The organism is Pseudomonas putida, from assembly GCF_001941965.1.
Classification (GTDB): Bacteria; Pseudomonadota; Gammaproteobacteria; order Pseudomonadales; family Pseudomonadaceae; genus Aquipseudomonas; species Aquipseudomonas putida_L.
In genome coordinates this window covers 104,100-130,166 of the sequence record NZ_MKZO01000025.1, presented here as the reverse complement: position 1 = coordinate 130,166, position 26,067 = coordinate 104,100, and the positions used below count along the sequence as shown (strand labels likewise).

At 64.6% G+C, this 26,067-nt stretch carries 25 protein-coding genes; 15 read left to right on the top strand and 10 right to left on the bottom strand.

Annotated elements, in window-relative coordinates; all coding sequences use genetic code 11:
* Positions 1–23 precede the first annotated feature (23 nt).
* The gene (locus PSEMO_RS14935) at positions 24–950 is read right to left on the bottom strand and encodes a lipid A biosynthesis lauroyl acyltransferase (protein ID WP_075803764.1); all 927 of its coding nucleotides are present in this window, start codon (positions 948–950) and stop codon (positions 24–26) included.
* Between the two features lie 121 nt (positions 951–1,071).
* On the opposite strand from PSEMO_RS14935, the gene minC reads away from it, so the two are divergent.
* The 7 genes from minC to PSEMO_RS14900 all read left to right on the top strand — a co-directional run bounded on the left by minC (position 1,072) and on the right by PSEMO_RS14900 (position 7,625).
* Positions 1,072–1,830, top strand: coding sequence for a septum site-determining protein MinC (minC, locus tag PSEMO_RS14930; RefSeq protein WP_075803763.1), 759 nt, complete (start codon positions 1,072–1,074; stop codon positions 1,828–1,830).
* 102 nt (positions 1,831–1,932) lie between these two features.
* Positions 1,933–2,745 (top strand): septum site-determining protein MinD, encoded by an 813-nt coding sequence (gene minD, locus PSEMO_RS14925; protein WP_075803762.1) that lies wholly within the window; start codon positions 1,933–1,935, stop codon positions 2,743–2,745.
* A 3-nt stretch (positions 2,746–2,748) separates the two neighbouring features.
* Positions 2,749–3,006, top strand: coding sequence for a cell division topological specificity factor MinE (minE, locus tag PSEMO_RS14920; protein ID WP_075803761.1), 258 nt, complete (start codon positions 2,749–2,751; stop codon positions 3,004–3,006).
* Between the two features lie 93 nt (positions 3,007–3,099).
* Positions 3,100–3,735 (top strand): RluA family pseudouridine synthase, encoded by a 636-nt coding sequence (locus tag PSEMO_RS14915; RefSeq protein ID WP_075803760.1) that lies wholly within the window; start codon positions 3,100–3,102, stop codon positions 3,733–3,735.
* A 105-nt stretch (positions 3,736–3,840) separates the two neighbouring features.
* Positions 3,841–5,130, top strand: coding sequence for a M18 family aminopeptidase (locus PSEMO_RS14910; protein WP_075803759.1), 1,290 nt, complete (start codon positions 3,841–3,843; stop codon positions 5,128–5,130).
* A 118-nt stretch (positions 5,131–5,248) separates the two neighbouring features.
* Entirely contained in the window at positions 5,249–5,419 is a 171-nt protein-coding gene (locus PSEMO_RS14905) for a hypothetical protein (protein WP_178392000.1), read from the top strand.
* 49 nt (positions 5,420–5,468) lie between these two features.
* A complete protein-coding gene (locus PSEMO_RS14900) occupies positions 5,469–7,625 on the top strand; it encodes a mechanosensitive ion channel family protein (protein WP_075803757.1) in 2,157 nt (718 codons plus the stop codon).
* Here PSEMO_RS14900 and PSEMO_RS14895 read toward each other — a convergent pair.
* On the bottom strand, positions 7,622–8,335 hold the full coding sequence (locus PSEMO_RS14895; protein ID WP_075803756.1) for a UTRA domain-containing protein: 714 nt from the start codon (positions 8,333–8,335) through the stop codon (positions 7,622–7,624). The genes PSEMO_RS14900 and PSEMO_RS14895 overlap by 4 nt on opposite strands.
* A 345-nt stretch (positions 8,336–8,680) precedes the next feature.
* Between PSEMO_RS14895 and PSEMO_RS14890 the strand changes: the two genes are divergently transcribed.
* The 6 genes from PSEMO_RS14890 to PSEMO_RS14865 all read left to right on the top strand — a co-directional run bounded on the left by PSEMO_RS14890 (position 8,681) and on the right by PSEMO_RS14865 (position 13,962).
* On the top strand, positions 8,681–9,745 hold the full coding sequence (locus PSEMO_RS14890; protein WP_075803755.1) for an ABC transporter substrate-binding protein: 1,065 nt from the start codon (positions 8,681–8,683) through the stop codon (positions 9,743–9,745).
* A 120-nt stretch (positions 9,746–9,865) separates the two neighbouring features.
* A complete protein-coding gene (locus PSEMO_RS14885; RefSeq protein ID WP_075803754.1) occupies positions 9,866–10,672 on the top strand; it encodes an alkaline phosphatase family protein in 807 nt (268 codons plus the stop codon).
* A complete protein-coding gene (locus PSEMO_RS14880; protein ID WP_075803753.1) occupies positions 10,669–11,511 on the top strand; it encodes an ABC transporter permease in 843 nt (280 codons plus the stop codon). The genes PSEMO_RS14885 and PSEMO_RS14880 overlap by 4 nt, the downstream gene beginning before the upstream one ends.
* Positions 11,498–12,295, top strand: coding sequence for an ABC transporter permease (locus tag PSEMO_RS14875; protein WP_075803752.1), 798 nt, complete (start codon positions 11,498–11,500; stop codon positions 12,293–12,295). The genes PSEMO_RS14880 and PSEMO_RS14875 overlap by 14 nt, the downstream gene beginning before the upstream one ends.
* A 1-nt stretch (position 12,296) precedes the next feature.
* The gene (locus PSEMO_RS14870) at positions 12,297–13,286 is read left to right on the top strand and encodes an ABC transporter ATP-binding protein (protein WP_075803751.1); all 990 of its coding nucleotides are present in this window, start codon (positions 12,297–12,299) and stop codon (positions 13,284–13,286) included.
* 22 nt (positions 13,287–13,308) lie between these two features.
* Positions 13,309–13,962: an HAD family hydrolase gene (locus PSEMO_RS14865; RefSeq protein WP_075803750.1), complete on the top strand. Its 654-nt coding sequence runs from the start codon at positions 13,309–13,311 to the stop codon at positions 13,960–13,962.
* A gap of 106 nt (positions 13,963–14,068) precedes the next feature.
* On the opposite strand, the gene PSEMO_RS14860 is transcribed toward PSEMO_RS14865, so the two are convergent.
* A complete protein-coding gene (locus tag PSEMO_RS14860) occupies positions 14,069–15,031 on the bottom strand; it encodes an NAD(P)H-quinone oxidoreductase (RefSeq protein WP_075803749.1) in 963 nt (320 codons plus the stop codon).
* A 138-nt stretch (positions 15,032–15,169) separates the two neighbouring features.
* Here PSEMO_RS14860 and PSEMO_RS14855 point away from each other — a divergent pair, with 138 nt between their 5' ends.
* Positions 15,170–17,272, top strand: coding sequence for a carboxy terminal-processing peptidase (locus tag PSEMO_RS14855; RefSeq protein ID WP_372239121.1), 2,103 nt, complete (start codon positions 15,170–15,172; stop codon positions 17,270–17,272).
* Positions 17,273–17,416: 144 nt separating this feature from the next.
* Positions 17,417–19,174, top strand: coding sequence for a bifunctional diguanylate cyclase/phosphodiesterase (locus tag PSEMO_RS14850; RefSeq protein ID WP_075803747.1), 1,758 nt, complete (start codon positions 17,417–17,419; stop codon positions 19,172–19,174).
* A gap of 85 nt (positions 19,175–19,259) precedes the next feature.
* On the opposite strand, the gene PSEMO_RS14845 is transcribed toward PSEMO_RS14850, so the two are convergent.
* The 7 genes from PSEMO_RS14845 to nirB form a co-directional block, all read right to left on the bottom strand.
* A complete protein-coding gene (locus PSEMO_RS14845; protein WP_075803746.1) occupies positions 19,260–19,628 on the bottom strand; it encodes a hypothetical protein in 369 nt (122 codons plus the stop codon).
* Positions 19,625–19,969: a helix-turn-helix domain-containing protein gene (locus PSEMO_RS14840; RefSeq protein ID WP_075803745.1), complete on the bottom strand. Its 345-nt coding sequence runs from the start codon at positions 19,967–19,969 to the stop codon at positions 19,625–19,627. The genes PSEMO_RS14845 and PSEMO_RS14840 overlap by 4 nt, the downstream gene beginning before the upstream one ends.
* A 100-nt stretch (positions 19,970–20,069) precedes the next feature.
* Positions 20,070–20,510 (bottom strand): YkvA family protein, encoded by a 441-nt coding sequence (locus PSEMO_RS14835; RefSeq protein WP_075803744.1) that lies wholly within the window; start codon positions 20,508–20,510, stop codon positions 20,070–20,072.
* A 275-nt stretch (positions 20,511–20,785) separates the two neighbouring features.
* Positions 20,786–21,544 carry an FKBP-type peptidyl-prolyl cis-trans isomerase gene (locus PSEMO_RS14830; protein WP_075803743.1) on the bottom strand — a complete coding sequence of 253 codons (759 nt, stop codon included), beginning with the start codon at positions 21,542–21,544 and terminating at the stop codon, positions 20,786–20,788.
* Between the two features lie 177 nt (positions 21,545–21,721).
* On the bottom strand, positions 21,722–22,654 hold the full coding sequence (pcaQ, locus tag PSEMO_RS14825) for a pca operon transcription factor PcaQ (protein ID WP_075803742.1): 933 nt from the start codon (positions 22,652–22,654) through the stop codon (positions 21,722–21,724).
* Between the two features lie 144 nt (positions 22,655–22,798).
* Positions 22,799–23,158 (bottom strand): nitrite reductase small subunit NirD, encoded by a 360-nt coding sequence (nirD, locus tag PSEMO_RS14820; protein ID WP_075803741.1) that lies wholly within the window; start codon positions 23,156–23,158, stop codon positions 22,799–22,801.
* Positions 23,158–25,716 (bottom strand): nitrite reductase large subunit NirB, encoded by a 2,559-nt coding sequence (gene nirB, locus PSEMO_RS14815; RefSeq protein ID WP_075803740.1) that lies wholly within the window; start codon positions 25,714–25,716, stop codon positions 23,158–23,160. The genes nirD and nirB overlap by 1 nt, the downstream gene beginning before the upstream one ends.
* Positions 25,717–26,067 lie beyond the last annotated feature (351 nt).

Genomic DNA, 26,067 nt, shown 5'->3' with positions numbered 1-26,067 from the left:
CTGAGATGACGGATAACAGCTGATTACTTCTTGTACAGCTTTGGCTCTCCCGGCGGCCGCGACTTGAAGCGCCGGTGCGCCCACAGGTACTGCTCGGGGCATTCGCGCAGGGCCTGTTCGATCCACTGATTGATACGCAGGCAGTCGGCTTCCTCGGTCTCGCCGGGGAAGTCGTCGAGCGGTGGATGAATCACCAGGCGATAGCCACTGCCGTCGGCCAGGCGCTCCTGGGTGAACGGAATGACCCGGGCACGGCCCAGGCGGGCGAACTTGGTGGTGGCGGTGACCGTCGCCGCCTGGATGCCGAACAGCGGCACGAACAGGCTCTGCTTGGCGCCGTAGTCCTGGTCCGGCGCATACCAGATGGCGCGGCCGGCGCGCAGCAGCTTGAGCATGCCGCGCACGTCCTCGCGCTCCACCGCCAGGGAATCGAGGTTGTGACGCTCGCGACCACGACGCTGGACGAAGTCGAACAGGGCGTTCTTGTGCTCGCGGTACATGCCGTCGATGGTGTGCTCCTGGCCAAGCAGCGCCGCACCGATCTCCAGGGTGGTGAAGTGCAGGGCCATCAAGATGGCACCCTGGCCATCACGCTGCGCAGCCTGCAGATGCTCCAGCCCTTCGATGTGCGCCAGACGCGCCAAACGGGCCTTTGGCCACCACCAACTCATGGCCATTTCGAAGAAGGCGATGCCGGTGGAGGCGAAATTTTCCTTGAGCAGACGGGTTCGCTCGACGAGCGGCAATTCCGGGAAACACAGTTCCAGATTGCGTGCGGCAATCGCCCGGCGCGCGCCGGCCACGCGGTACATCACCGCCCCCAGGGCACGGCCGATCCCCAGCAAAACCGGGTACGGCAGCTGAACGATCAGCCAGAGCAGGCCGAGCCCCAGCCACAGCGGCCAGAAACGCGGGTGCAGGAAGTAAGGACGAAAACGCGGGCGATCCATTCAAGATTCCGGAAAGAAAAAGGCCGGGCATTCTACAACGGTTCGGCGCGGGTTGCGGCTAACCGGCGTTCTCGTTATAAGTCTGGGCACTTTTCGCAACAAAGCCGCCTCGACGCAGACCATGAGCCAAAGCCAGACGCCAGACCAAGCCACCGTGTTCCAGCTCAAGGGCAGCATGCTCGCCATCACCGTGCTGGAGCTTGCCCGCAATGACCTCGAAGGTCTCGATCGGCAGTTGGCGGCCAAGGTCGCCCAGGCGCCGAACTTCTTCAGCAACACGCCGCTGGTGCTGGCCCTGGACAAGCTGCCGGCCGGCGAAGGCAGCGTCGACCTGCCGGGCATGATGCGCATCTGTCGCCAGCACGGCCTGCGCACCCTGGCGATCCGCGCCAGCCGCATCGAGGACATCGCCGCCGCCATCGCCATCGACCTGCCGGTGCTGCCGCCCTCCGGCGCCCGCGAGCGGCCGGTGGACCCGGTGGAGATCGAGCCGGTGAAAAAGCCCGAGCCGGCCCCGGCGCCACCGCCGCCGCCCGCTGAGCCAACGGTGCGCCCGACCAAGATCATCACCGCGCCTGTACGCGGCGGCCAACAGATCTATGCTCAGGGAGGCGACCTGGTCGTCGTGTCGGCGGTAAGCCCGGGTGCGGAACTTCTCGCCGATGGCAATATCCATGTGTACGGGCCAATGCGTGGTCGCGCCCTTGCCGGTATCAAGGGCAACACCAGGGCACGGATTTTCTGCCAGCAGATGACCGCCGAACTGGTTTCGATCGCCGGGCAGTACAAGGTCTCCGAAGACCTGCGCCGCGATCCGCTGTGGGGGGCCGGCGTGCAGGTCAGCCTGTCCGGGGACGTGTTGAACATCACCCGCCTTTAACGGATACTGCCGCCATTTTCCGTGCAACTTTAGTCAGTTAGTTGCCGTTTTTGCATTTTGGGACCGCACGTCCTTTTTCATCATTTTTAGGGGTGATACACCTTGGCCAAGATTCTCGTGGTTACTTCCGGCAAGGGTGGTGTGGGCAAGACCACCACCAGTGCCGCCATCGGTACCGGCCTCGCGCTGCGCGGGCACAAGACTGTGATCGTCGACTTCGACGTCGGCCTGCGTAACCTCGACCTGATCATGGGCTGCGAACGTCGCGTGGTGTACGACTTCGTCAACGTGGTCAACAACGAGGCCAACCTGCAGCAGGCCCTGATCAAGGACAAGCGCCTGGAAAACCTGTACGTGCTGGCCGCCAGCCAGACCCGTGACAAGGACGCGCTGACCCAGGAAGGCGTCGAGAAGGTCCTGATGGAACTCAAGGAAACCTTCGACTACGTGGTCTGCGACTCCCCGGCCGGTATCGAGAAGGGCGCGCACCTGGCGATGTACTTCGCCGACGAAGCCATTGTCGTGACCAACCCTGAAGTGTCCTCGGTCCGTGACTCGGACCGCATGCTCGGCCTGCTGGCCAGCAAGTCGCGCCGTGCCGAGCGCAACGAAGACCCGATCAAGGAACACCTGCTGATCACCCGTTACCACCCCGAGCGCGTGAGCAAGGGCGAGATGCTGGGCGTCGAAGACGTCAAGGAAATCCTCTCCGTCGCGCTGCTGGGTGTCATCCCCGAATCCCAGGCCGTGCTCAAGGCCTCCAACCAGGGCGTCCCGGTCATCCTCGACGACCAGAGCGATGCCGGCCAGGCGTACAGCGACACTGTCGACCGCCTGCTGGGCAAAACCGTGGAACACCGGTTCCTCGATGTGCAGAAGAAGGGATTCTTCGAGCGCCTGTTTGGAGGCAATTGACCCATGAACCTTTTTGACTTCTTTCGTGCCAGCAAAAAACAGAGTTCCGCGTCGGTTGCGAAAGAGCGTCTACAGATCATCGTGGCGCACGAGCGCGGACAGCGCACTACCCCCGACTATCTCCCGGCCCTGCAGAAAGAGCTGGTGGAAGTGATCCGCAAGTACGTCAACATCGGCAACGACGACGTGCAGGTAGCGCTGGAGAACCAGGGTAGCTGCTCGATTCTCGAACTCAACATCACCCTGCCCGAACGCACGTAAGCGCTCGCGGGTAACCTGCCACGGCGACGGCCGGGCTCGGACTGCAGAGTCCGGGTTCCGGTCGTCGCCGTTGGCGTTTGCAGAGAACACGCAATGCCGTTGTCCAACGTCGAAGTCCTCTACCAGGATGACGCCATCCTGGTGATCAACAAGCCTACCCTGCTGCTCTCCGTGCCCGGCCGGGCCGAAGACAACAAGGACTGCCTGATCACCCGCCTGCAGGAAAACGGCTACCCCGATGCCCTGATCGTACACCGGCTGGACTGGGAAACCTCGGGGATCATCCTGCTGGCGCGGGATGCCGACAGTCACCGCGAGCTGTCCCGGCAGTTCCACGACCGCGAAACCGAGAAAGCCTACACCGCCCTGTGCTGGGGCCAGCCGGAGCGCGACAGCGGCAGCATCGACCTGCCTTTGCGCTACGACCCGCCGACCAAGCCGCGGCATGTGGTGGATCACGAACAGGGCAAGCATGCCCTGACCTTCTGGCGCATCGTCGAACGCTGCGGCGACCACTGCCGGCTCGAGCTGACCCCGATCACCGGGCGTTCGCACCAGTTGCGCGTGCATATGCTGTCGATCGGGCATCCGCTGCTGGGGGATCGGTTGTACGCCAATCCGGAGGCGCTGGCGGCCCATGAGCGGCTGTGCCTGCATGCCTCGATGCTGAGCTTTACCCACCCGGTGACGGGCGAGCGCCTCAGGTTCGAGTGCCCGGCGCCCTTTTGAGCTACAAGCCGCAAGCTACAAGCTATAAGAGAATGCGCGGTCACCGCCTCTTGCAGCTTGGAGCTTGCAGCTTCAAACTCCCGGCACTGCTGTCTGGAGTGACTTATGCGCGACGCCCTGAACCAAGGCCTGATTGATTTCCTCAAAGCCTCTCCCACCCCCTTCCACGCCACTGCCAGCCTGGCCAAGCGCCTCGAAGCGGCCGGCTACCAGCGCCTGGACGAGCGCGACAGCTGGGCCACGGTGCCCGGCGGTCGCTACTACCTGACCCGCAACGACTCCTCGATCATCGCCATCAAGCTCGGCCGCCATTCGCCGCTGCTCGACGGCATCCGCCTGGTCGGCGCCCACACCGACAGCCCGTGCCTGCGGGTCAAGCCGCAACCCGAGCTGCAGCGCCACGGTTTCTGGCAACTGGGCGTGGAAGTCTACGGCGGCGCCCTGCTCGCGCCGTGGTTCGACCGCGACCTGTCTCTGGCCGGCCGCGTCACCTTCCGCCGTGACGGCAAGGTGGAAAGCCAACTGATCGACTTCAAGCTGCCGATCGCGGTGATCCCCAACCTGGCGATCCACCTCAACCGCACCGCCAACGAAGGCTGGGCGATCAACCCGCAGACCGAGCTGCCACCGATCCTGGCCCAGGTCGCCGGCGACGAGCGCGTCGATTTCCGCGCCCTGCTCACCGAGCAACTGGCCCGCGAACACGGCCTCAACGCCGACGTGGTGCTGGATTACGAACTGGGTTTCTACGACACCCAGGACGCCGCCCTGATCGGCCTGCACGGCGAGTTCATCGCCGGTGCCCGCCTCGACAACCTGCTGTCGTGCTACGCCGGCCTGCGCGCCCTGCTGGATGCCGACAGCGACGAAACCTGCGTGCTGGTGTGCAATGACCACGAGGAAGTCGGCTCCTGCTCGGCCTGCGGCGCCGACGGCCCGATGCTCGAACAGACCCTGCGCCGCCTGCTGCCGGATGGCGACGAGTTCGTCCGCACCATCCAGCGCTCGCTGCTGGTCTCGGCCGACAACGCCCACGGCGTGCACCCCAACTACGCCGACAAGCACGACGGCAACCATGGGCCCAAGCTCAACGCCGGCCCGGTGATCAAGGTCAACAACAACCAGCGCTACGCCACCAACAGCGAAACCGCCGGCTTCTTCCGCCACCTGTGCATGGCCGAGGAAGTCCCGGTGCAAAGCTTCGTGGTGCGCAGCGACATGGGTTGCGGCTCGACCATCGGCCCGATCACCGCCAGCAACCTGGGCGTGCGCACCGTCGATATCGGCCTGCCGACCTTCGCCATGCACTCGATCCGCGAGCTGTGCGGCAGCCAGGACCTGGCCCATCTGGTCAAGGTGCTGACCGCGTTCTATCGCAGCCGCGAACTGCCGTGAATCCGGGGCGGGGCGCTCTGCCCCGCCGCTTCCTGCGCGGTTTGTGACACCAGTCAACCTCGCGCTGTCATTTAGCGCCTATGCTCAAGTCAGAATTTTCGCAGTCGGGAGAAGGATCTTGAGCCTGTCAACGTTCCAGTCGATGTTCCTGCCGGTCCTCGCGGGCCTGATTCTGTTGACCATCGGCTTCAACAAGCGGGAAAACAATTCCGGGGTGCTGATGATGTGGCTCGGCATGCTTTCCATACTCGGCATCATGGTCTGGAAGATCCTCGAGAAACTCCACTGACGGATGCTCTACACTGCGCCGATTACCTGTGTTCGAGGTTGATCGCCCAGTGTCCGCCCTTCTGCGTTGTTTCACCCTGCTGCTGTTGCTCTTCACTGCCCAGACCCAGGCCGCCGGCCTGCCGGGGCTGCTCGGTGGCAGCGCCCCGGCCCAACCCCAGGCCAGCGAGCCGCTGGGCAAGTCCCTCGATGAAGTCATCACCACCCTGGAAAACGACCAGCAGCGTACGCGCCTGCTCAACGACCTGAAGAAGCTGCGCGACAGCACCCGCCAGGCCCAGCCGGAACCGGAGCAGGGGGTGCTCGGCCTGATCGGCGGCACCCTCGCCGAGCTGGAAAAACAGTTCAGCGGCGACGCCAGCCCGTTCAAGCGCTGGGCCGACGAGATGGAACTGGCCGGCATCGAACTGGCCGCCCTGCAGGTGCCGGTGCAGCAGTTGCCCGGCCTGCTCTTCGGTTTCATCGCCATCCTCGCCCTGTGGAGCCTGCTGGCCTACGCCCTGAACTGGGTGGGCCACCGCCTGCGCCTGCGCTTCGGCCTGACCGAGGAACTGCCCCAGCATCCGCGCACCTGGGACCTGGTGCGCTTCGCCCTGCGCAAGCTCGGGCCCTGGCTGGTGGCGCTGATCATCACCGTCTACCTGAGCTTCGCCCTGCCCTCGTCCCTGGGCAAATCCATGGCCATGGTCATCGCCTACGCCCTGGTGGTGGGCACGCTGTTCTCGGCCATCTGCGTGATCGCCTTCTCCCTGCTCGACGGCCCGCACCGCCACCGCGCCCTGCATATCCTGCGACACCAGGCGTTCCGTCCGCTGTGGCTGATCGGCAGCTTCGCCGCCTTTGGCGAAGCGATGAACGACCCGCGCCTGTACCTCGCCCTCGGCACCCACCTGGCCCACGCCCTGGCGACCCTGGCCAATATCCTCGCGGCGCTGTCCACGGCGCTGTTCATCCTGCGTTTCCGCCGGCCCATCGCCCATCTGATCCGCAACCAGCCCCTGGCCCACCGCCTCAAGCGCCGGGCCCTGAGCGACACCATCGAGGTGCTCGGCAGCTTCTGGTTCCTGCCGGCGCTGGTGCTGGTGGGCATCTCGCTGTTCGCCACCTTCGTCTCCGCCGGCGATACCAGCACGGCGTTGCGCCAGTCGCTGATGTGCACTGTGCTGGTGATCCTGTGCATGGTGATCAACGGCCTGGTGCGCCGGCATGCGGTCAGGCAGCAGCAGCGCAACAACCGGCGCCAGGCGGTGTACGCCGAGCGCCTGCGCAGCTTCGCCTACACCCTGGTGCACTTGAGCGTGTGGCTGCTGTTCGTCGAGCTGGGCCTGCGGGTCTGGGGCCTGTCGCTGGTCAGCTTCGCCGAGGGCGACGGCCATGAGGTGGCGATCCGCCTGGGCGGCCTGGCCGGCACCCTGATCGCCGCCTGGCTGGTGTGGATCCTCGCCGACACCGCCGTGCATCACGCCCTGACCCGCTCGCGCAAGGGCCTGGCCAATGCCCGGGCGCAGACCATGATGCCGCTGATCCGCAACGTGCTGTTCGTGGCCATCGCCATCATCGCCCTGATCATCGCCCTGGCGAACATGGGCATGAACGTCACCCCGCTGCTCGCCGGTGCCGGTGTCATCGGCCTGGCCATCGGCTTCGGCGCGCAGTCGCTGGTGGCCGACCTGATCACCGGGCTGTTCATCATCATCGAGGACTCCCTGGCCATCGACGACTACGTCGATGTCGGCGGCCACCTCGGCACGGTCGAGGGCCTGACCATCCGCACCGTGCGCCTGCGGGACATCGAGGGCATCGTCCACACCATCCCGTTCAGCGAGATCAAGAGCATCAAGAACTACTCCCGGGAGTTCGGCTACGCGATCTTCCGCATCGCCATTCCGCACAACATGAACATCGACCAGGCCATCACCCTGGTCCGCGATGTCGGGCAGAAGATGCGCACCGACCCGTTGCAGCGCCGCAATATCTGGTCGCCGCTGGAGCTGCAGGGGGTGGAGAGTTTCGAGTCCGGCTCGGCGGTGCTGCGGGCGCGCTTCAAGACTGCGCCGATCAAGCAGTGGGAAGTGTCCCGGGCCTTCAACCTGGCGCTCAAGCGCCAGCTCGACGAAGCCGGGCTGGACCTGGCCACGCCGCGGCTCTCAGTGCAGGTGCTGACCACGGCGGGCGGTGCCGCGAGCGAAAGCAGCGGGAAAAGCTAGCCGACGTCGGCACGAATGCGGATCGCATCGTGCCGCCAGTATTCAAGGTCGCAGTCGATCAGGCGCCCGGACTGATCGCTGTTGACCCGGGTGATGTGCAGGCCGGCACTGCCCGGCGACACCTTGAGGGCCGACGCCGCCGCCACTGGCAAGGCGGTCGGCAGTATCTCGAAACACACCCTGCCGTACTGGATACCGTAGTGCTGGCCGTAGATCTCGGTCAGCGACTGGCCAAGATCGTGTTCAAGGATGCCGGGGAAATACTCGGGGTTCAGGTAGTGCTCGGCATACAGCACCGCGCGCCCGTCGATACGCCGCAGGCGGCAGATCTGGATCACGCTGGACAGCGGCGGCAGCTTCAGCCGCGCACAGATCGCCGCAGCCGCCGGTTGCAACCGCGCCGAGAGCAATTCGGTGGCCGGCGTGCGCCCCTGGTCCCGCACCATGGCATGGAAGTGGCTACGCTCGATCAGGTCGTAGGTCAGGCGTTCGGGCGCGACGAACCAGCCACGCCGTTCCTCGCGATAGATCAGGCCCTGGGCCTCCAGTTGCACCAGCGCTTCGCGCAGGGTAATGCGGGTGGTGTCGAAGACTTCGCTGAGCTTGCGTTCAGCCGGCAGTTTGCATCCCGGCGGGAGCAGGCCGTGTTCGATCTGCTCCTGCAGGGCATGGCAGATCGCGGTAACGGCGCGGGGCGGCAGTGCTTGCATCGAGGGCTTCCTGTCTGGACTAGTCCAGCCTCACATTGCGCCCCGCAAAGGTGCGCCCTGTTCCGCCGGAAAAACCCCATGAGCTTAGGCAATGCAGATGAACGCCAGATGACATGGCCGCCCAACGGTTGTCCGCCGTCGCCCTGTAAGCCCCGCCAAACGTGCCTTCAAGGCTGGTCTACGCTGTAAAGCCAAGGTCAGTTGGCGAGCCCAGGCGCCCGTGTGCGACATGAAACTGTCACGCAAGGCGCCTACCTTGGCTCAGGTATTGCTGACCTAGACCAACCGAAACGCAACACGCCCCAACCTCTCATGTTGTGCAAGGCACCCATTAAGGAGCTTCGGATGAAACAGCTTTTCCTGGCCTCTCTGTTAGGCGCGAGCATTGCCCTGTCGCATACCGCCGTGGCCGCAGACACCGACCTCAAGGCACTCGAAGACGCCGCCCGCAAGGAAGGCACCGTCAATAGCGTGGGCATGCCGGATGCCTGGGCGAACTGGAAAGGAACCTGGGAAGACCTGGCGAAGAAATACGGCCTCAAGCACATGGACACCGACATGAGCTCGGCCCAGGAAGTGGCCAAGTTCGACGCCGAGAAAGACAACGCCAGCGCCGATATCGGTGACGTCGGCGCCGCCTTCGGCCCCATCGCCGTGGCCAAGGGCGTGACCCAGCCGTACAAACCGAGCACCTGGGACCAGGTCCCGGCCTGGGCCAAGGACCAGGACGGTCACTGGGCACTGGCCTATACCGGCACCATCGCCTTCATCATCAACAAGCAACTGGTGAAGGAAGCGGACATGCCAAAAACCTGGCATGACCTGGAAAAGGGCAAGTACAAGGTCGCCATCGGTGACGTCAGTACTGCCGCCCAGGCCGCCAACGGCGTGCTGGCTGCGGCCATCGCCTACAAGGGCGACGAGAAGAACATCGAGCCGGGCCTGCAGCTGTTCACCAAGCTGGCCCAGCAGAAGCGCCTGTCGCTGGCCAACCCGACCATCCAGACCCTGGAGAAGGGCGAAGTGGAAGTCGGCGTGGTCTGGGACTTCAACGGCCTGAGCTACCGCGAGCAGATCGATCCCAAGCGCTTCGAAGTGCTGATCCCGTCCGATGGCTCGGTGATCTCCGGCTACACCACCATTATCAACAAATACGCCAAGCACCCGAACGCGGCCAAGCTGACCCGCGAATACATCTTCAGCGATGCCGGACAGACCAACCTGGCGATCGGTCACGCCCGTCCGATCCGTGCCGAGCACCTGAAGCTGCCGGCTGAAGTGCAGGCCAAGCTGCTGCCGAACGAGCAGTACCGTGCGGCCCAGCCGATCAAGGATGCGGCGGCGTGGGAAGCGACCTCCAAGGCACTGCCGCAGAAGTGGCAGGAGCAGGTCATCATCGAGATGGAGTGAGGCCCAATCGCTGGCAAGCCAGCTCCCACAGGGATCGCGTGCACCGCCGAACCTGTGGGAGCTGCGGTTCGGCGCCCCGACTTGCCAGCGATGCTGCACACACGGTCCCCGGAGCCTTACATGAACCACAAAGTCATCCTGGTCCTGCTCGACGGCCTCAACCACCAGGTCGCGCACCATGCCATGGGCCACCTGCACGCCTACGTCGAAGCCGACCGCGCCGCCCTCTACCGCCTGGAATGCGAACTGCCGGCGCTGTCGCGCCCGCTGTACGAATGCATCCTCACCGGCGTTGCACCAATCGACAGCGGCATCGTGCACTACCAGGTCTCGCGCCTGTCGACCCAGCGCAGCATCTTCCACTACGCCCGCGAAGCCGGCGTGCCCACCGCCGCCGCGGCCTATCACTGGGTCAGCGAGCTGTACAACCGCACGCCCTTCGACCCGGTCCGCGACCGCCATACCCACGCGCCGAAACTGCCGATCCAGCACGGCCTGTTCTACTACGCCGACCACTACCCGGACTCGCACCTGTTCGCCGATGCCGAGTACCTGCGGCGCAAGCATGACCCCGGTTTCCTCCTGATCCACCCGATGAACATCGACGACGCCGGCCACCGCCACGGCCTGGACAGCAGCCAGTACCGCAACAGCGCACGCTCGGCCGACATCCTCCTGGCCGACTACCTGGCCACCTGGCTCGCCGAGGGCTACCAGGTGCTGGTCACCGCCGACCATGGCATGAACAACGACCGCTCGCACAACGGCCTGCTCCCGGAAGAACGCGAAGTGCCGCTGTTCGTCTTCGGCGACGGCTTCAGCCTCGACCCCAATGCCAAGCCCCTGCAAACCGAGCTGTGCGGCAGCATCTGCCAACTGCTGGGCGTGGCCCACGACAAACCGTTCTGCCGGGAGCTGCTCTCGTGAATCCGTTTTCCCGCGGCAAGTGGCTGGCGCTGCTGTGCCTGCTGCCCTTCGCAGTGTTCTTCATCATCTTCCAGATCGCCCCGCTGGCCTGGGTGGCGATCCATAGCCTGCAAGGCGAAAGCGGCTGGGGCCTGGACAATTTCAGCAAGATCCTGGCCTCGAAGTTCTACCGCCAGGCGATCCAGCACAGCCTGGAGATCAGCTTCTGGTCGAGCCTGTTCGGCATCCTCATCGCGGTGCTCGGCAGCTATTCGCTGCAACGGGTCGACTCGCGCCTGCGCGACTTCGTCAACGCCTTCGCCAACATGACCAGCAACTTCTCCGGGGTGCCGCTGGCCTTCGCCTTCATCATCCTCCTGGGCTTCAACGGCGCCCTGACCCTGGCCCTGAAACAGGCCGGGCTGATCGAGGACTTCAACCTGTACTCCAAGACCGGGTTGATCATCCTCTACACCTACTTCCAGATTCCCCTTGGCGTGCTGCTGCTCTACCCGGCCTTCGACGCCCTGCGCGAGGACTGGCGCGAGTCGGCCGCGCTGCTCGGCGCCGGCCCCTGGCAGTACTGGCGGCATATCGGCCTGCCGGTGCTGACCCCGGCACTGCTGGGCACCTTCGTCATCCTCCTGGCCAACGCCCTCGGCGCCTACGCCACGGTGTATGCCCTGACCACCGGCAACTTCAACGTCCTGCCGATCCGCATCGCCGCCCTGGTGGCCGGCGATATTTCCCTCGATCCGAACCTGGCCAGCGCCCTGGCGATCATCCTGGTCGGGCTGATGACCCTGGTGACCCTGGTCCATCAATGGCTGTTGAAGAGGAGCTACCATGTCGCGCGCTGAACCCGGGCGCAGTGCCGCCTACCACCGCGTGGTGGTCTGGGTGCTGTTCCTTATCCTGCTGCTGCCTTTGGCCGGCACCCTGCTCTACTCCATTTCCACCAGCTGGTCGGCGAGCCTGCTGCCCAGCGGGCTGACCTTCAAATGGTACGTGGCGCTGTGGAGCGACCCGCGCTTCCTCGCCGCCTTCGCCCAGTCGCTGCTGGTCTGCGTCGGCGCCCTGGCGCTGTCGGTGCTGCTGATCCTGCCACTGCTGTTCGTGGTGCATTACCACTTCCCCAAGCTCGACGGGCTGATGAACATCCTGATTCTGCTGCCCTTCGCGGTGCCGCCGGTGGTGTCCTCGGTGGGGCTGCTGCAGCTCTACGGTTCGGGGCCGATGGCCATGGTCGGCACGCCGTGGATCCTGATCGGCTGCTACTTCACCGTGGCCCTGCCGTTCATGTACCGGGCGATCACCAACAACCTCCAGGCCATCAACCTGCGCGACCTGATGGACGCCGCCCAACTGCTCGGCGCCAGCACCTGGCAGGCGGCGTTCCTGGTGGTGCTGCCGAACCTGCGCAAGGGCCTGATGGTCGCCCTGCTGCTGTCGTTCTCCTTCCTCTTCGGCGAGTTCGTCTTCGCCAACCTGCTGGTGGGCACCCGCTACGAAACCCTGCAGGTGTACCTGAACAACATGCGCAACAGCAGCGGCCACTTCAACAGTGCCCTGGTGATTTCCTACTTCCTCTTCGTACTGGTGCTGACCTGGGCAGCCAACCGCCTGAACAAGGACAAGACCTGAAATGAGCTTCGTCAGCATCCAGAACCTGGAAAAGACCTACGCCGGCAGCCCGGTGTTCAAGGACATCAACTTCACTATCGCCCGCGGCGAGTTCATCACCCTGCTCGGCCCCTCCGGCTGCGGCAAGTCGACGCTGTTGCGCTGCATCGCCGGCCTGACCCCGGTGGACAGCGGCCAGATCCTCCTCGACGGCACCGACCTGGTGCCCATGAGCCCGCAGAAGCGCGGGATCGGCATGGTGTTCCAGAGCTACGCGCTGTTCCCCAACATGACCGTGGCGCAGAACGTCGCCTTCGGCCTGCGCATGCAGAAGGTCGGCGGCCAGGACAGCCAGGTGCGGGTCGACGAGGCCCTGCGCATGGTGGAACTGCAGGACTTCGCCGCGCGCTACCCGCACCAGCTCTCCGGCGGCCAGTGCCAGCGCGTGGCCCTGGCCCGCTCGCTGGTGACCCGCCCGCGCCTGCTGCTGCTCGACGAGCCTCTGTCGGCGCTTGATGCACGGATCCGCAAGCACCTGCGCGAGCAGATCCGCGGCATCCAGCGCGGGCTGGGGCTGACCACGGTGTTCGTCACTCATGACCAGGAAGAAGCGCTGACCATGTCCGACCGCATCTTCCTGATGAACCAGGGCAAGATCGTCCAGAGCGGTGATGCCGAGACCCTCTACACCGCGCCGGTGGACGCCTTCGCCGCCGGTTTCATCGGCAACTACAACCTGCTCGACGCCGACAGCGCCAGCCGCCTGCTGGAGCGTCCGGTCAGCTGTCGCCTGGCGATCCGCCCGGAAGCCATCGCCCTGAGCCTGGACGGCGTGCTCGACGGCCAGGTGCGCAGCCACAGCCTGCTGGGCAATATCATCCGCTACCGGGTCGAAGCCCGGGGCGTCGAGTTGCTGGTGGATGTGCTCAACCGCTCGTCCGCCGATCTCTATCCGGACGGACAACGGGTATCCTTGTCGATCGATCCAACTGCCCTGCGCGAAGTCGCGTAGGGATGCACGGGAGTTTTGCGTTATGGCTTTAGCGATCTTCGACCTCGACGAAACCCTGATCCACGGCGACTGTGCCTCACTGTGGAGCGAGCAGATGGCCCGCCTCGGCTGGGTCGACGGCCCGTCCTTCCTGCGCCGCGACCATGAGCTGATGGAGGCCTACGGCAAGGGTCACCTGGCGATGGAAGACTACATGGCCTTCAGCCTGGAGCCGATTGCCGGGCGCACGCCGGAAGAGGTGGAGCATCTGGTGGAACCGTGGGTCGAGGACTTCATCGAGCCGATCATCTTCAGCGATGCCTGCCGGGCAATCGCCGAGCACCGCCGCCTGGGCGACCGGATCCTGGTGATCTCGGCGTCGGGCAATCACCTGGTAGGGCCGATCGCGGCGCGCCTGGGGATCGACGAGTTCCTGGCGATCGATCTCGAGGTGGTCAACGGGGTGTACAGCGGGCGCACCCAGGGTGTGCTGACCTACCGCGAAGGCAAGATCACCCGGTTGCTGGAATGGCTGGATCAGGAGGAAGAAAACCTGGAAGGGGCGAGTTTCTATTCGGACTCGCGCAATGACCTGCCGCTGCTGTTGAAGGTGGACCACCCGCATGTGGTGAATCCGGATCCGGTGCTGCGCGAGCATGCGGAGAAGAATGGTTGGCCGGTTCTGGCCTGGAGCTGATTTGTCGTTCTTGAGGGCCTCATCGCTGGCAAGCCAGCTCCCACAGGTCCGGCGGTGCATGCGGTCACTGTGGGAGCTGGCTTGCCAGCGATAGGGCCCTCAGAATTCACACAAGGCTTGGATCAACCACCAGCACCAGCTTCCCGGACACCTGGTTCCCCGCCAGCTCCTCGAACGCCGCCTGGGCATCCGCCACCGGATAACTGCCCACCAGTTGCGGCTTCAAGCGCCCTTCGGCAAACAGCGGCCACACCTGCTGGTGCAGGTCGCTGAGCAGGTCGGCCTTGAACTGGTCATCCCGGTTACGCAGGGTCGAGCCGGCCACCTGGATACGCTTGCCCAGCAGCAACGCCATGTCCAGCTCGGCCTTGCGCCCGCCCATCAAACCGATGACCACCCAGCGCCCGTCACGCCCCAGCACCTTCAGGTTCAGCTCGGTGTAGCTGGCCCCGACCGGATCGAGCACCACATCGAACGGCGCGAAATCGTTCAGCGCCTGCAGGTCTTCGCCACGGATCACCCCGCCACTGGCCCCCAGGCTTTCGCAATAGGCCAGCCGCTCGGCCGAACCGACACTGACCCAGCACGGGCTGCCAAAGGCCTTGCACAACTGGATCGCCGCCGAGCCCACGCCACTGGCGCCCGCATGCAACAGGACCTTCTCACCCGGACGCAAGCCACCCAGCTGGAACAGGTTGAGCCAGGCCGTGGCATACACCTCCGGCACCGCCGCCGCTTCATGCAGGCTCAGGCCTTCCGGCACCGGCAGCACATGCCGGGCATCGACCACCACTTCCTCGGCCATGCCGCCACCGGCGAGCAGCGCGCAGACCCGGTCGCCCACCTGCCAGGACGAGCCGGCACCCACCTCGGTGATCACCCCGGAGCACTCAAGGCCGAGGTATTCGCTGGCCCCCGGTGGCGGCGGATAGAGCCCGGCACGCTGCAACAGGTCGGCACGGTTGAGGCCAGCGGCGGCAACCCGAATGCGCACTTGACCTACATCGCATGTTGGACTTGTCGCCTCAACCCACTCCACATGTCCTTCAACGCCTTGCAATGCCTTCACAGTGCCTCCATAGTTGATGTCAGACGGGGCCTGGAGCTGCTAGCTCCAGGCTTTTTGCATTCTGCGCCCGGCTCTTTGGAGCCGGCGAATCAAAGACGGCCCACTATGCGTTATCAATTGCCCCTGCGTCGAATCGGCATGAAGCACTTCTTCTCCAGCACCGCCCTCGCCCTGCTGATCGGCCTTGGCAACCTGCCCCTGGCAGACTCTGCACTGGCGGCGGCCAGCACCCCGGCGAACAACAGCTGGGACTCGCTTCACCCCGACCGCGAGCAGGCGATGGCCAGCGTCAATATCGTCGAGCTGCTCAAGCGCCGTCACTACAGCAAACCACCGCTGGACGACGCGCGCTCGGTGATCATCTACGACAGCTACCTCAAGCTGCTGGACCCGGCGCGCAGCTACTTCCTGGCCAGCGATATCGCCGAGTTCGACAAGTGGAAGACCCAGTTCGACGACTTCCTCAAGAGCGGCAACCTGGAGCCCGGCTTCGATATCTACAAGCGCTACCTGGACCGGGTGAAGTCGCGCCTTGACTTCACCCTGGCCGAGCTGGACAAGGGCGTCGACAAGATCGACTTCACCACCCACGAGACCCTGCTGGTCGACCGCAAGGACGCTCCCTGGATCAAGACCGGGGCCGAGCTCGACGACCTCTGGCGCAAACGCCTGAAGGACGAGGTCCTGCGCCTGAAACTGGCCGGCAAGGAACCCAAGGCAATCCAGGAGCTGCTGGTCAAGCGCTACAAGAACCAGCTGGCGCGCCTGGGGCAGACCCGCTCGGAAGATATCTTCCAGGCCTACATCAACACCTTCGCCCAGTCCTACGACCCGCACACCAACTACCTGTCGCCGGACAACGCGGAAAACTTCGACATCAACATGAGCCTGTCGCTGGAAGGCATCGGTGCGGTCCTGCAAAGCGACAACGACCAGGTCAAGATCGTCCGCCTGGTGCCGGCCGGCCCGGCCGCCAAGACCAAGCAGGTCGCCCCTGCCGACAAGATCATCGGCGTCGCCCAGGGCGACGGCGAAATGGTCGATGTGATCGGCTGGCGCCTGGATGAAGTGGTCAAGAAGATCCGCGGCCCGAAAGGCTCGGTGGTACGCCTCGAAGTGATTCCGGCGAACAACGCACCGAACGACCAGACCAGCAAGATCGTCACCATCACCCGCGAAGCGGTGAAGCTCGAAGAGCAGGCGGCGAAGAAATCCATCCTGCAACTCAAGCAGGACGGACACAGCTACAAGATCGGTATCATCGAACTGCCGGCCTTCTACCAGGACTTCAAGGCCATGAAGGCCGGTGATGCCGAGTACAAGAGCACCACCCGGGACGTGAAGAAGCTGCTGGGCGAACTGAAGCAGGAGAAAGTCGACGGCGTGGTCATCGACCTGCGCAACAACGGCGGCGGCTCACTGCAGGAAGCCCAGGAGCTGACCAGCCTGTTCATCGACAGCGGCCCCACCGTGCTGATCCGCAGCGGCGATGGCCGCCTGGCCGTGCTCGAGGACCAGAACCCGACCGGCGCCTACTACCGTGGTCCGCTGGCGGTGCTGGTGAACCGCCTGTCCGCCTCGGCTTCGGAGATCTTCGCCGGTGCCATGCAGGACTACCACCGCGCGCTGATCATCGGTGGCCAGACCTTCGGCAAGGGCACCGTGCAGAACCTCGAACCGCTCAACCACGGCGAGCTGAAGGTCACCATGGCCAAGTTCTACCGGGTTTCCGGGCAGAGCACCCAGCACCAGGGCGTACTGCCGGACATCGATTACCCGTCGATCATCGACACCAAGGAAATCGGTGAAAGCGCGCTGCCCGAGGCCATGCCATGGGACACCATCCGTGCCGCGATCAAGCCGGCCAGCGACCCGTTCAAGCCGTTCCTGGCCCAGCTCAAGGAACGTCATGACGTGCGCAGTGCCAAGGATGCCGAATTCGTCTACATCCGCGACCGCCTGGCCCTGACCCAGAAACTGATGAGCGAAAAAACCGTCAGCCTCAACGAGGAAGAACGCCGCGCCCAGCACGCCGATATCGAGAGCCAGCAACTGGCCCTGGAAAACACCCGGCGCAAGGCCAAGGGCGAAGAACCGCTCAAGGAACTGAAGAAGGAAGACGAGGACGCGATTCCTGCCGAGCCGGACGACAGCAAGCCGGAAGACGACGCCTACCTGAGTGAAACCGGGCGTATCCTGCTCGACTACCTGAGCCTGAATTCGTCGGTGGCCAAGCACTGACAGACGCGCTGAACCGATAATGGCGAAATACTATGACCGCGTAGCATTGCGTCATTAAACAGTCATCAAACTGTCGTGAAATAAGGGACCGGGCGTACCAACGCCCAGTCCCTTTTTTTCAGGCAGTTTTCAGGTAGTCACGATATGACCATGACCGAACAGCTCAGCGCATTGAGTTCCATCCTGACTCAAGGCGGCTTGCACAGCCTGTTCCAGCCTATCGTCTGCCTTTCCGAACGGCGCATTCTTGGTTATGAGGCCCTGAGTCGCGGCCCGTCCAACAGCCCCCTGCATTCGCCGATCAACCTGTTCGCCGTGGCCCGCCATGCCGGGCGCCTGACCGAGCTGGAGATCGCCTGCCGGGAGAGCGCCTGCCGGCGCTTCAGCCAGCAAAAGCTCGAAGGCAAGCTGTTCCTCAACGTCTCTCCGGAGTCCCTGCTCGAGCCGCAGTACCAGTCCGGGCTGACCCTCAAGCTGTTGCAGAATCTCGGCATCCCGGCGAGCCAGGTGGTCATCGAACTCACCGAGCAGACCCCGACCGACGATTTCCAGTTGCTCTACAACGCCCTGCACCACTACCGCGACATGGGCTTCTCGATTGCCCTCGACGACCTCGGCGCCGGCTATTCGAGCCTGCGCCTGTGGTCGGAACTGCGTCCGGACTACGTGAAGATCGACCGCCACTTCATCGACGGCATCCATCTGGATGCGGTGAAGCGCGAATTCGTCGGTTCCATCCTGCAGATCGCCAAGGCGTCGCGGGCCAAGGTGGTCGCCGAAGGGATCGAGCTGCCCGAGGAACTGGCGGTACTGACGGAAATGGGCGTGGATCTGGTCCAGGGCTACCTGGTCTGCCGGCCCCAGGAACATCCGCCCAAGGATGTTGCCCTGCTCCTGCCGAGCCCGATGCTGAGCAGCCTGCCGGTGCTGGCCGATGAAGTCTCGGACCTCGGCGCGCTGCTGATCGAACAGACCGCCGTCACCCGCGATACGGCGACGCCGCTGGTGCTGGAAGCCTTCCGCCGCCAGGCCAACCTCAATTCCCTGGCGGTGCTCGACGAACAGCAACGACCTGTTGGCATCGTGCACCGCTACTCGCTTTCCGATGCCCTGCTCAAGCCCTTCGCCACCGAGCTGTTCGCGCGCAAGCCGATCAGCCGGCTGATGAGCGAGGACTTCCTCGCGGTGGAACTGAACCAGTCGCTGCAAAGTGTCAGCCGCCTGCTCACCAGCCGGGCGCGGCAGCGCATCGAGGAAGACTTCATCATTACCGACCAGGGCCGCTATATCGGCCTGGGGCGAGTGATCGACGTGCTCAAGCTGATCACCGAACAAAAGATCCAGCAGGCCCGCTACGCCAACCCGCTGACCCTGTTGCCGGGCAACGTGCCGATCCAGCAATGCCTGGCGCGCCTGCTGCAGCAGAAGCGCCAGGCGGCGATCTGCTACGTGGATATCGACAGCTTCAAGCCGTTCAACGATATCTACGGCTATGCCCGCGGCGACGAGGTGCTGCTGTGCCTGGCGCAGTGCCTGAACGAGCGGGTCGATCCGAGCCGGGACTTCGTCGGGCATATCGGTGGCGACGATTTCATGCTGGTGTTGAGTTCACAGGACTGGCAGCAGCGCCTGGATGTATTGCTGGCGGACTTCGAGAAACAGTGCCGGCGCTTCTATCGCAGCGAGCACCTGGAGGCGGGGTGTTTCATTGCCCATAACCGGCTCGGGCAGCGGCAGGAGTTTCCGCTGTTGTCGTTGTCGATCGGGGTGGTGCAACTGCGCCCGGAAACCTGCGCCGAGCTGGATGCGGACCAACTGGCGGATCTGGCCTCGCAGGCCAAGCACCATGCCAAGGAGGTTCAGGGGGCCAGTGTGTATCTGATCGATACTGCGGCAGCCTGAAGGGCCTCATCGCTGGCAAGCCAGCTCCCACAGGGATCGCATAACCTGTGGGAGCTGGCTTGCCAGCGATGAGGCCCTTGAAGTCTCAAGCTTCTTCGGGATAGGCATACTCGAACACCCGCACCACCTCCGACGCATGCCACGACGCCGCCGCCATGCCATCCGACGGCCCGGAAAACCGCCCAAGGCGCTCCACGCACTCGAAGAATCCGGTCCGCGGCAAACGGCTCGCGCCCTGGCTGATCACCAGCGAGCTGCGCAGCGGCTGCTCGGCACGGGCATCGAGCACCGCCAGGTATTCCAGCGCCGCAGTCAGGGTCTGCATCGCCGGGCTCGGCAACTGCAGGCGCTCCAGCAGCGCACGGTAGGTCAGCAGATGACGCTGCCGGCGCGCGACATCCAGCTCGCCGAGCAACCCTTCCCAGTGTTGCCGGCTGATCCGTACCGCGCTCATGACGGATCGCTCCAGCCGGATAATCCCAGTTCCCAGGCCAGGCTGCGGCGAATCGCCGAGTCCGGCACCCGCTCGCCACTTTCGATCATCGCCAGGTACACCGGGCTGATCCCGACCTTGCGCGCCAGTTGGTCGGCAGCAATGCCCTTGGCCTGACGCAATGCGGCCAGCTCGCCAAACGCTGGCAGGCTGGCCGCAGTCAAAGGTGCTTCAGTGCTGGCTGGCTCGTCGGGGGACAGCGCCTCCGGTTGCCCCGCCGCCTTGAGTAACGCCTGATATTGATCCCAGGGAACAACCGCGTACTCGGGTTGACCATCTCGGCTAATAACCTGAATAGCCATCACAACCCCCTTGTCGGACTTCTCGCATGTAATCTGTAGGCATAATCGTTATGCCAATAATATTACCAGCCCTCGGGGGAATTGCAGCACGTCGCGCTTGTCAGCTGTGGTTTCGCTCCAGGCGCAAGGCTTCAGGGGTGTCCGGCAAGCGCTCGACCACCCGCAGTTTTTCCGGCGACTGGCGCTGGCGCCAGGCGCGGAAGGCGTCCAGTTCATCGCTCACGGTTTTCAACACCCAGCCAAGCACGGCGATGTCATCGAGAAAGCCGACGCCCAGCAGCCAGTCGGGAATCGCATCCAGCGGGCTGACGAAGTACAGCAGGCCGGCGACGATGGTGACCAGCGCCTTGGGGCTGACCGCCCGGTACTCACCCCGCCACCAGGCCGCGCAGAGGGCCTGCAGCAGACGCACGTCCTCCTTCAGTTGCCCCAGTCGCGGGCCCTTGCGGGCCACCGCGAACAGCAGCGTCGGCAGGCGCCCACGGCTGAGCAGACGCTCGGCGAGCGGCAGGAAGCGGGCGAAATTCCACGGTGCTTTCATGAGACCTCCATCAGCGGTGGCGGGAAGGTTATCCACATTAATTGTGGATAACCTTGTGAACAGAGCTTCATTTCCGGCCCAGGGCTCCCGGCGGGCAAGGGCCGGGGTCGGATCGGGCGTTTTTTACACACTTGTTTCATTGCGCAATCGTTTTGCGGAAGCTTTTGTGAACCTTGTCACAGCTGGCCTGGCGACGCTACTCCCACCCTCCTGCAAAAACGACAACGCCCCAGGGCGGTGAGGCCATGGGGCGTTGGACAACAGCAGCAGCCGAATTACTTGGCGGGTGCAGCGTCGGCAGCAGGGGCGTCAGGAGCGTCGGCCTCCGGAGCTTCCAGCTTGGACATGTCCTTGATCGCCAGCAGTTCCAGGTCGAAGACCAGGACCGAGTTGGCCGGGATCTGCGGGCTCGGGCTCTGGGCGCCGTAGGCCAGGTCAGCCGGGATGAACAGCTTGACCTTCTCGCCCACGTGCATCAGTTGCAGGCCTTCGACCCAGCCCGGGATCACGCCGCTGACCGGCAGGTCGATCGGCGCACCACGCTCGACGGAGCTGTCGAAGACCTTGCCGTCGATCAGCTTGCCTTCGTAGTGAACGGTGACCACATCGGTCGGCTTCGGCTGGGCGCCGTCGGCCTTCTTCACGACTTCGTACTGCAGGCCGGAAGCGGTGGTGACCACACCAGGCTTCTTGCCGTTTTCCTCGAGGAATTTCTTGCCGGCTGCGGCGGATTCTTCGCCCAGCTTGGTCAGGCGCTCTTCAGCGCGCTTCTGCAGGGCGGCGAAGGCTTCGATCAGCTCGTCGTCCTTCAGGCGCTGTTCCTTCTTGCCGATGGCATCTTCGATGCCCTGGGCAACGGCCTTGGAATCGAGGTCGTCCATGCCTTCCTGGGCCAGGCTCTTGCCCATGTTCAGGCCGATACCGTAGGAGGCTTTCTGTGCCGGGGTTTTCAGCTCGACGCTGGTCTGCGAATCGCAACCCGCCAGGACCAGGCTAACCAGGGCAACCGCAGCCGCCAACCGATGCTGTTTCATGCTATTTCCTTGTTCATGCGCCAAAGGGGCAATCGGGGTAAAGCCGCGAGAATATCAGGCGGCCCCGACCAATGGCTACCGGCAATAAGAGCAAGAAAAGCCCCGGAAGTTCAGGACCATGAACAGTTCTTCATGCAGGCAGCCGGCACCGGGCCAGCAGGGGCGACCCGACAGGCGTCAAGGGTAGTCGCCATCCCGGTATTGCGTTGCAACTTCACGCAACACTTCGCATAGCCATTGCGCCGGAAGGGCCGACGGCAAGGCCGCATTGCTGCAGATACCGACCGAGCCGCCGGGCTCGCTGACGCCCAGGTCCAGCTCGCGCAGTTCGCCGCGATCGAGGTCGACCCGCACCGCATCCCGGGGCGCGACCCAGACGGCATTGCTCTCCTGCACATAACGCCGGCTCAAGGCCGGGGACAGGGTTTCCAGGCGCTGCAGCGGCTGCTCGATGGCGCACTGCACGAACAGGCTGTCGGCATGCTTGCGGATGGTCGTGCCGGCCAGCGGCAGCACCAGCGGATAGTCGGCGAGGCGCGCGCGCTCCAGCGGGTCGCTGGCCAGCAGCGGATGGCCAGGACGCACCACCAGCGACATGGATTCGCTGTACAGGTGTTCGAACAGCAGGCCCTGGATCTGCGGGCTGTCGGTCATGCGGCCGATCACCAGGTCCAGTTCGCCAACGTGCAACTGGGCAAGCAAGTGGGCGCTGGGGCCGGTGGCAACGCTGACCACCAGGGCCGCGTGGCGCTGGTGCAGACGGCGGATGACTTCCGGCATCAGCAGGCTTTCCACGGTGGACAGCACCCCGACCTTGACCTGCGGCGGCGCGTGTTCCTCGCCGCGCAGGCTGCTCACCCCTTCGCGCAGGGCCTGCACGCAGGGGCCGGCGTAGCGCATGAAGCGCACACCGGCGGGCGTCAGCTCGACGCCCTGGCGGCCGCGTTCGAACAGGCGGGTCTGGAGCAGGTCCTCAAGTTCCTTGAGGGTCTTGGAAATCGCCGGCTGGGTGATGGCCACGGCGTCTGCGGCCTTGGCGAAACTGCCCTGGCGGGCTATTTCGAGAAAGCACAGGAGATGGCGGAATTTGATACGGGAGTCGAGGTTCATGGGGTGGGAGTGTATCTGTGTCCTGACATTTTTGTGCCGGGTTTGAGGGCCCTATCGCTGGCAAGCCAGCTCCCACAGTGTTCGCGGCGCACGCAAAACCTATGGGAGCTGGCTTGCCAGCGATAGGAGCAACCCGATTACCTGTCAGGCCCCAATTTCCACCCGCCCCTCATTCACCCGCACCGGCCACACCCGCAACGCCTGCTCGTCATCCTCCAGACAGCGCCCATCGCGCAAGCAGAAATGCTGCTTGTACAACGGCGAAGCCACCACCAGTTCGCCCTTCAGGCTGCCGATCAAGCCACGCCCGATCACATTGGCCCCGGACACCGGGTCATGGTTATCCAGCGCATGCACCTCGGTCTCCGCCCCCGGCACGTAGAACAGCGCCACCTGCGCCCCCTCATGCCAGACCACCACCCCGGAACGGGCCACCAGGTCGGATTCGGCACAGACCGGCGTCCAGGCCACCGGCGTTTTCATCACAGCATTCGACAGGCTCATCAGAGCACCTCCTCGGTGACAGGGATCAGGTGAAGTTCGGCCGCGGCAATCGGCCGGCGCTGGCCGCGTTCGCGGACGAAGTGCACGCCCGGGTCGGCGCGGTGATCGTTGACGAAGGTACGGAAGCGCTTGAGCTTTTCCGGGTCCTTCAGGGCGTTGGCCCACTCGCATTCGTAGCGGTCGACCACATGCTGCATCTGCGCTTCCAGTTCGGCGGCAAGCCCGAGACTGTCGTCGAGGATCACCTGCTTGAGGTAGTCCAGGCCGCCTTCCAGGTTCTCGCGCCACACCGAGGTGCGCTGCAGCTTGTCGGCGGTGCGGATGTAGAACATCAGCACGCGGTCGATCAGGCGCACCAGGGTCTCGTCGTCGAGGTCGGTGGCGAACAGCTCGGCGTGGCGCGGACGCATGCCGCCGTTGCCGCAGACATACAGGTTCCAGCCCTTCTCGGTGGCGATCACACCGATGTCCTTGCTCTGCGCCTCGGCACACTCACGGGTGCAGCCGGACACCGCGAACTTGAGCTTGTGCGGCGAACGCAGGCCCTTGTAGCGGTCTTCCAGGAGCAAGGCCATCTTCACGCTGTCCTGTACGCCATAACGGCACCAGGTGCTGCCGACGCAGGACTTCACCGTGCGCGTCGACTTGCCGTAGGCATGCCCGGTCTCGAAGCCGGCGGCGATCAGTTCTTCCCAGATCAGCGGCAGCTCATGCAGTTGCGCACCGAACAGGTCGATGCGCTGGCCGCCGGTGATCTTGGTGTAGAGGTCGTATTTCTTCGCCACCTCGCCGATCACGATCAACTTGTCCGGGGTGATCTCGCCGCCGGGAATCCGCGGTACCACCGAGTAGGTGCCGTTCTTCTGCATGTTGGCCATGAAGGTGTCGTTGGTGTCCTGCAGCGGCACCAGCGCCGGGTCCATGATCGGCTGGTTCCAGCACGAGGCGAGGATCGAGCCGACCGTGGGCTTGCAGATATCGCAGCCCAGATGGCCCTTGCCATGGCGGGTCAGCAGTTCGTCGAAATCACGGATGCCTTCGACCCGCACCAGCGCATACAGCTCCTGGCGGGTGTAGGCGAAGTGTTCGCAGAGGCTCTTGTCCACGGCCACGCCGCGGGCCGTCAGTTCATGCTCGAAGACCTGCTTGAGCAAGGCCGCGCAACCGCCGCAGCCGGTGGCCGCCTTGGTGCAGCCCTTGACCGCCGCGAGGTCGCCGCAGCCGCTGTCGATGGCGGCGCAGATCGCGCCCTTGCTGACGTTGTGGCAGGAACAGATGGTCGCGCTGTCCGGCAGGGCATCGGCGCCCAGGGCCGGGGCGCCGGAGGATTGCGGGAGGATCAGCGCCGACGGATCGGCGGGCACGGCGATGCCGTTCTGCGCGTATTGCAGCAGGGTGTCGTAGTAGCTGTTGTCGCCCACCAGTACCGCGCCGATCACCCGCTTGCCGCTGGCATCCAGCACCAGCCGGCGATAGCTGCTGCCGCCCTCGTCGATAAAGCGGTAGCTGCGCGAACCCGGGGTGGCGCCGTGGGCGTCGCCGATGGAACCGACATCGACGCCGAGCAGCTTGAGCTTGGTCGACATATCCGCGCCGGTGAAGGCGCTGGACGGTTGCCCGGCCAGGGCTGCCGCCAGGTTGCGCGCCATGCTGTAGCCCGGCGCGACCAGCCCGAACACGCTGCCATTCCACGATGCGCATTCGCCGATGGCATAGATGTGCGGGTCGCTGCTGCGGCACGCGTCATCGATCACCACGCCGCCGCGCTGCGCCACCTCAAGGCCGCAGGCACGGGCCAGGGCATCCTGCGGGCGGATCCCGGCGGAGAACACGATCAGGTCGGTCTCGAGGAATTCGCCGCCGTCGAAGTTCATCCGGTAGCGGTACTCCTCGCCGGCGACGATGGCCTGGGTGGCGCGGGACAGGTGCACGCCAACCCCCAGCGCCTCGATCCGCGCCCGCAGCGCCGCGCCGCCCTCGCCGTCCAGTTGCACCGGCATCAGGCGCGGGGCGAACTCCACCACATGGGCTTCCAGGCCGAGGGACTTGAGCGCGTTGGCCGCCTCCAGGCCGAGCAGGCCACCGCCGACCACCACGCCGCGTCGGGCGCTGGCAGCGGCGGCGCGGATGCCGTCGAGATCGTCGAGGGTGCGATAGACCAGGCGCGCCGCCCCTTCGGAGCCCTGGATCGGCGGCACGAAGGGATAGGAGCCGGTGGCGAGGATCAGGCGGTCGTAGGCGTAACGGCCGGCGCTGGTCACCACCTCGCGGCGTTCGCGGTCCACTTCCAGCACTGCCTCGCCCAGGTGCAGGGCCACGCCGTGTTCGGCGTACAGGCCGGCTTCACCGAGCGCCAGGGCTTCGGCGTCGCTGCCGCCGAAGTACTCGGACAGGTGCACCCGGTCATAGGCGCGCTGCCGTTCCTCGCCGAATACCCGCACCTCGAAGCGGGCCAGGGCGCCGCGTTCGATCAGTTGCTCGACGCAGTGATGGCCGACCATGCCGTTGCCGACGATTACCAGCTTTTCTCGTTGTTGGATGGACGCGAAGGCGTTCATGCGCGGTTCCTCACGGTGTGGGGCGTGCCCCAAAAAAAACACAAAAAAAGGCGCCTGGAGCCGAAGCTCCAGGCGCCTTTGCCTGGTCTTGATCGTTATGGTCCCGAGAGGTGATCGACGTTGACCACCGAGGACGTTGTGGAAATGTAAAAGCAGGGACTGTGCCAAGTGCTGGCGGGGCGTGATTTCAGGGGATTTCGGGGTTAAGGGGGTGGTTTTCTGAACCATGGTGGTGCGGGAATCACCGTTTTGGAGCATGTTTCCTGATGGTGTGCCTGCTAAGGCGAAAGATCCAGCATGAATACAATATCTATGCATTTATGCGCAGTCTTTGCAGGATAAACCCCCTTT

What these genes read in the sequence shown, in the direction of transcription:
- minC (WP_075803763.1), top strand. Translation starts at nt 1,072, where the DNA reads ATGAGCCAAAGCCAGACGCCAGACCAAGCCACCGTGTTCCAGCTCAAG.
- PSEMO_RS14840 (WP_075803745.1), bottom strand. Translation starts at nt 19,969, where the DNA reads ATGGCTATTCAGGTTATTAGCCGAGATGGTCAACCCGAGTACGCGGTT.
- PSEMO_RS14885 (WP_075803754.1), top strand. Translation starts at nt 9,866, where the DNA reads ATGAACCACAAAGTCATCCTGGTCCTGCTCGACGGCCTCAACCACCAG.
- PSEMO_RS14935 (WP_075803764.1), bottom strand. Translation starts at nt 950, where the DNA reads ATGGATCGCCCGCGTTTTCGTCCTTACTTCCTGCACCCGCGTTTCTGG.
- PSEMO_RS14855 (WP_372239121.1), top strand. Translation starts at nt 15,170, where the DNA reads ATGAAGCACTTCTTCTCCAGCACCGCCCTCGCCCTGCTGATCGGCCTT.
- PSEMO_RS14835 (WP_075803744.1), bottom strand. Translation starts at nt 20,510, where the DNA reads ATGAAAGCACCGTGGAATTTCGCCCGCTTCCTGCCGCTCGCCGAGCGT.
- PSEMO_RS14895 (WP_075803756.1), bottom strand. Translation starts at nt 8,335, where the DNA reads ATGCAAGCACTGCCGCCCCGCGCCGTTACCGCGATCTGCCATGCCCTG.
- PSEMO_RS14845 (WP_075803746.1), bottom strand. Translation starts at nt 19,628, where the DNA reads ATGAGCGCGGTACGGATCAGCCGGCAACACTGGGAAGGGTTGCTCGGC.
- PSEMO_RS14875 (WP_075803752.1), top strand. Translation starts at nt 11,498, where the DNA reads ATGTCGCGCGCTGAACCCGGGCGCAGTGCCGCCTACCACCGCGTGGTG.
- PSEMO_RS14915 (WP_075803760.1), top strand. Translation starts at nt 3,100, where the DNA reads ATGCCGTTGTCCAACGTCGAAGTCCTCTACCAGGATGACGCCATCCTG.
- pcaQ (WP_075803742.1), bottom strand. Translation starts at nt 22,654, where the DNA reads ATGAACCTCGACTCCCGTATCAAATTCCGCCATCTCCTGTGCTTTCTC.
- minE (WP_075803761.1), top strand. Translation starts at nt 2,749, where the DNA reads ATGAACCTTTTTGACTTCTTTCGTGCCAGCAAAAAACAGAGTTCCGCG.
- PSEMO_RS14830 (WP_075803743.1), bottom strand. Translation starts at nt 21,544, where the DNA reads ATGAAACAGCATCGGTTGGCGGCTGCGGTTGCCCTGGTTAGCCTGGTC.
- nirD (WP_075803741.1), bottom strand. Translation starts at nt 23,158, where the DNA reads ATGAGCCTGTCGAATGCTGTGATGAAAACGCCGGTGGCCTGGACGCCG.
- PSEMO_RS14850 (WP_075803747.1), top strand. Translation starts at nt 17,417, where the DNA reads ATGACCATGACCGAACAGCTCAGCGCATTGAGTTCCATCCTGACTCAA.
- PSEMO_RS14865 (WP_075803750.1), top strand. Translation starts at nt 13,309, where the DNA reads ATGGCTTTAGCGATCTTCGACCTCGACGAAACCCTGATCCACGGCGAC.
- nirB (WP_075803740.1), bottom strand. Translation starts at nt 25,716, where the DNA reads ATGAACGCCTTCGCGTCCATCCAACAACGAGAAAAGCTGGTAATCGTC.
- PSEMO_RS14870 (WP_075803751.1), top strand. Translation starts at nt 12,297, where the DNA reads ATGAGCTTCGTCAGCATCCAGAACCTGGAAAAGACCTACGCCGGCAGC.
- PSEMO_RS14890 (WP_075803755.1), top strand. Translation starts at nt 8,681, where the DNA reads ATGAAACAGCTTTTCCTGGCCTCTCTGTTAGGCGCGAGCATTGCCCTG.
- PSEMO_RS14910 (WP_075803759.1), top strand. Translation starts at nt 3,841, where the DNA reads ATGCGCGACGCCCTGAACCAAGGCCTGATTGATTTCCTCAAAGCCTCT.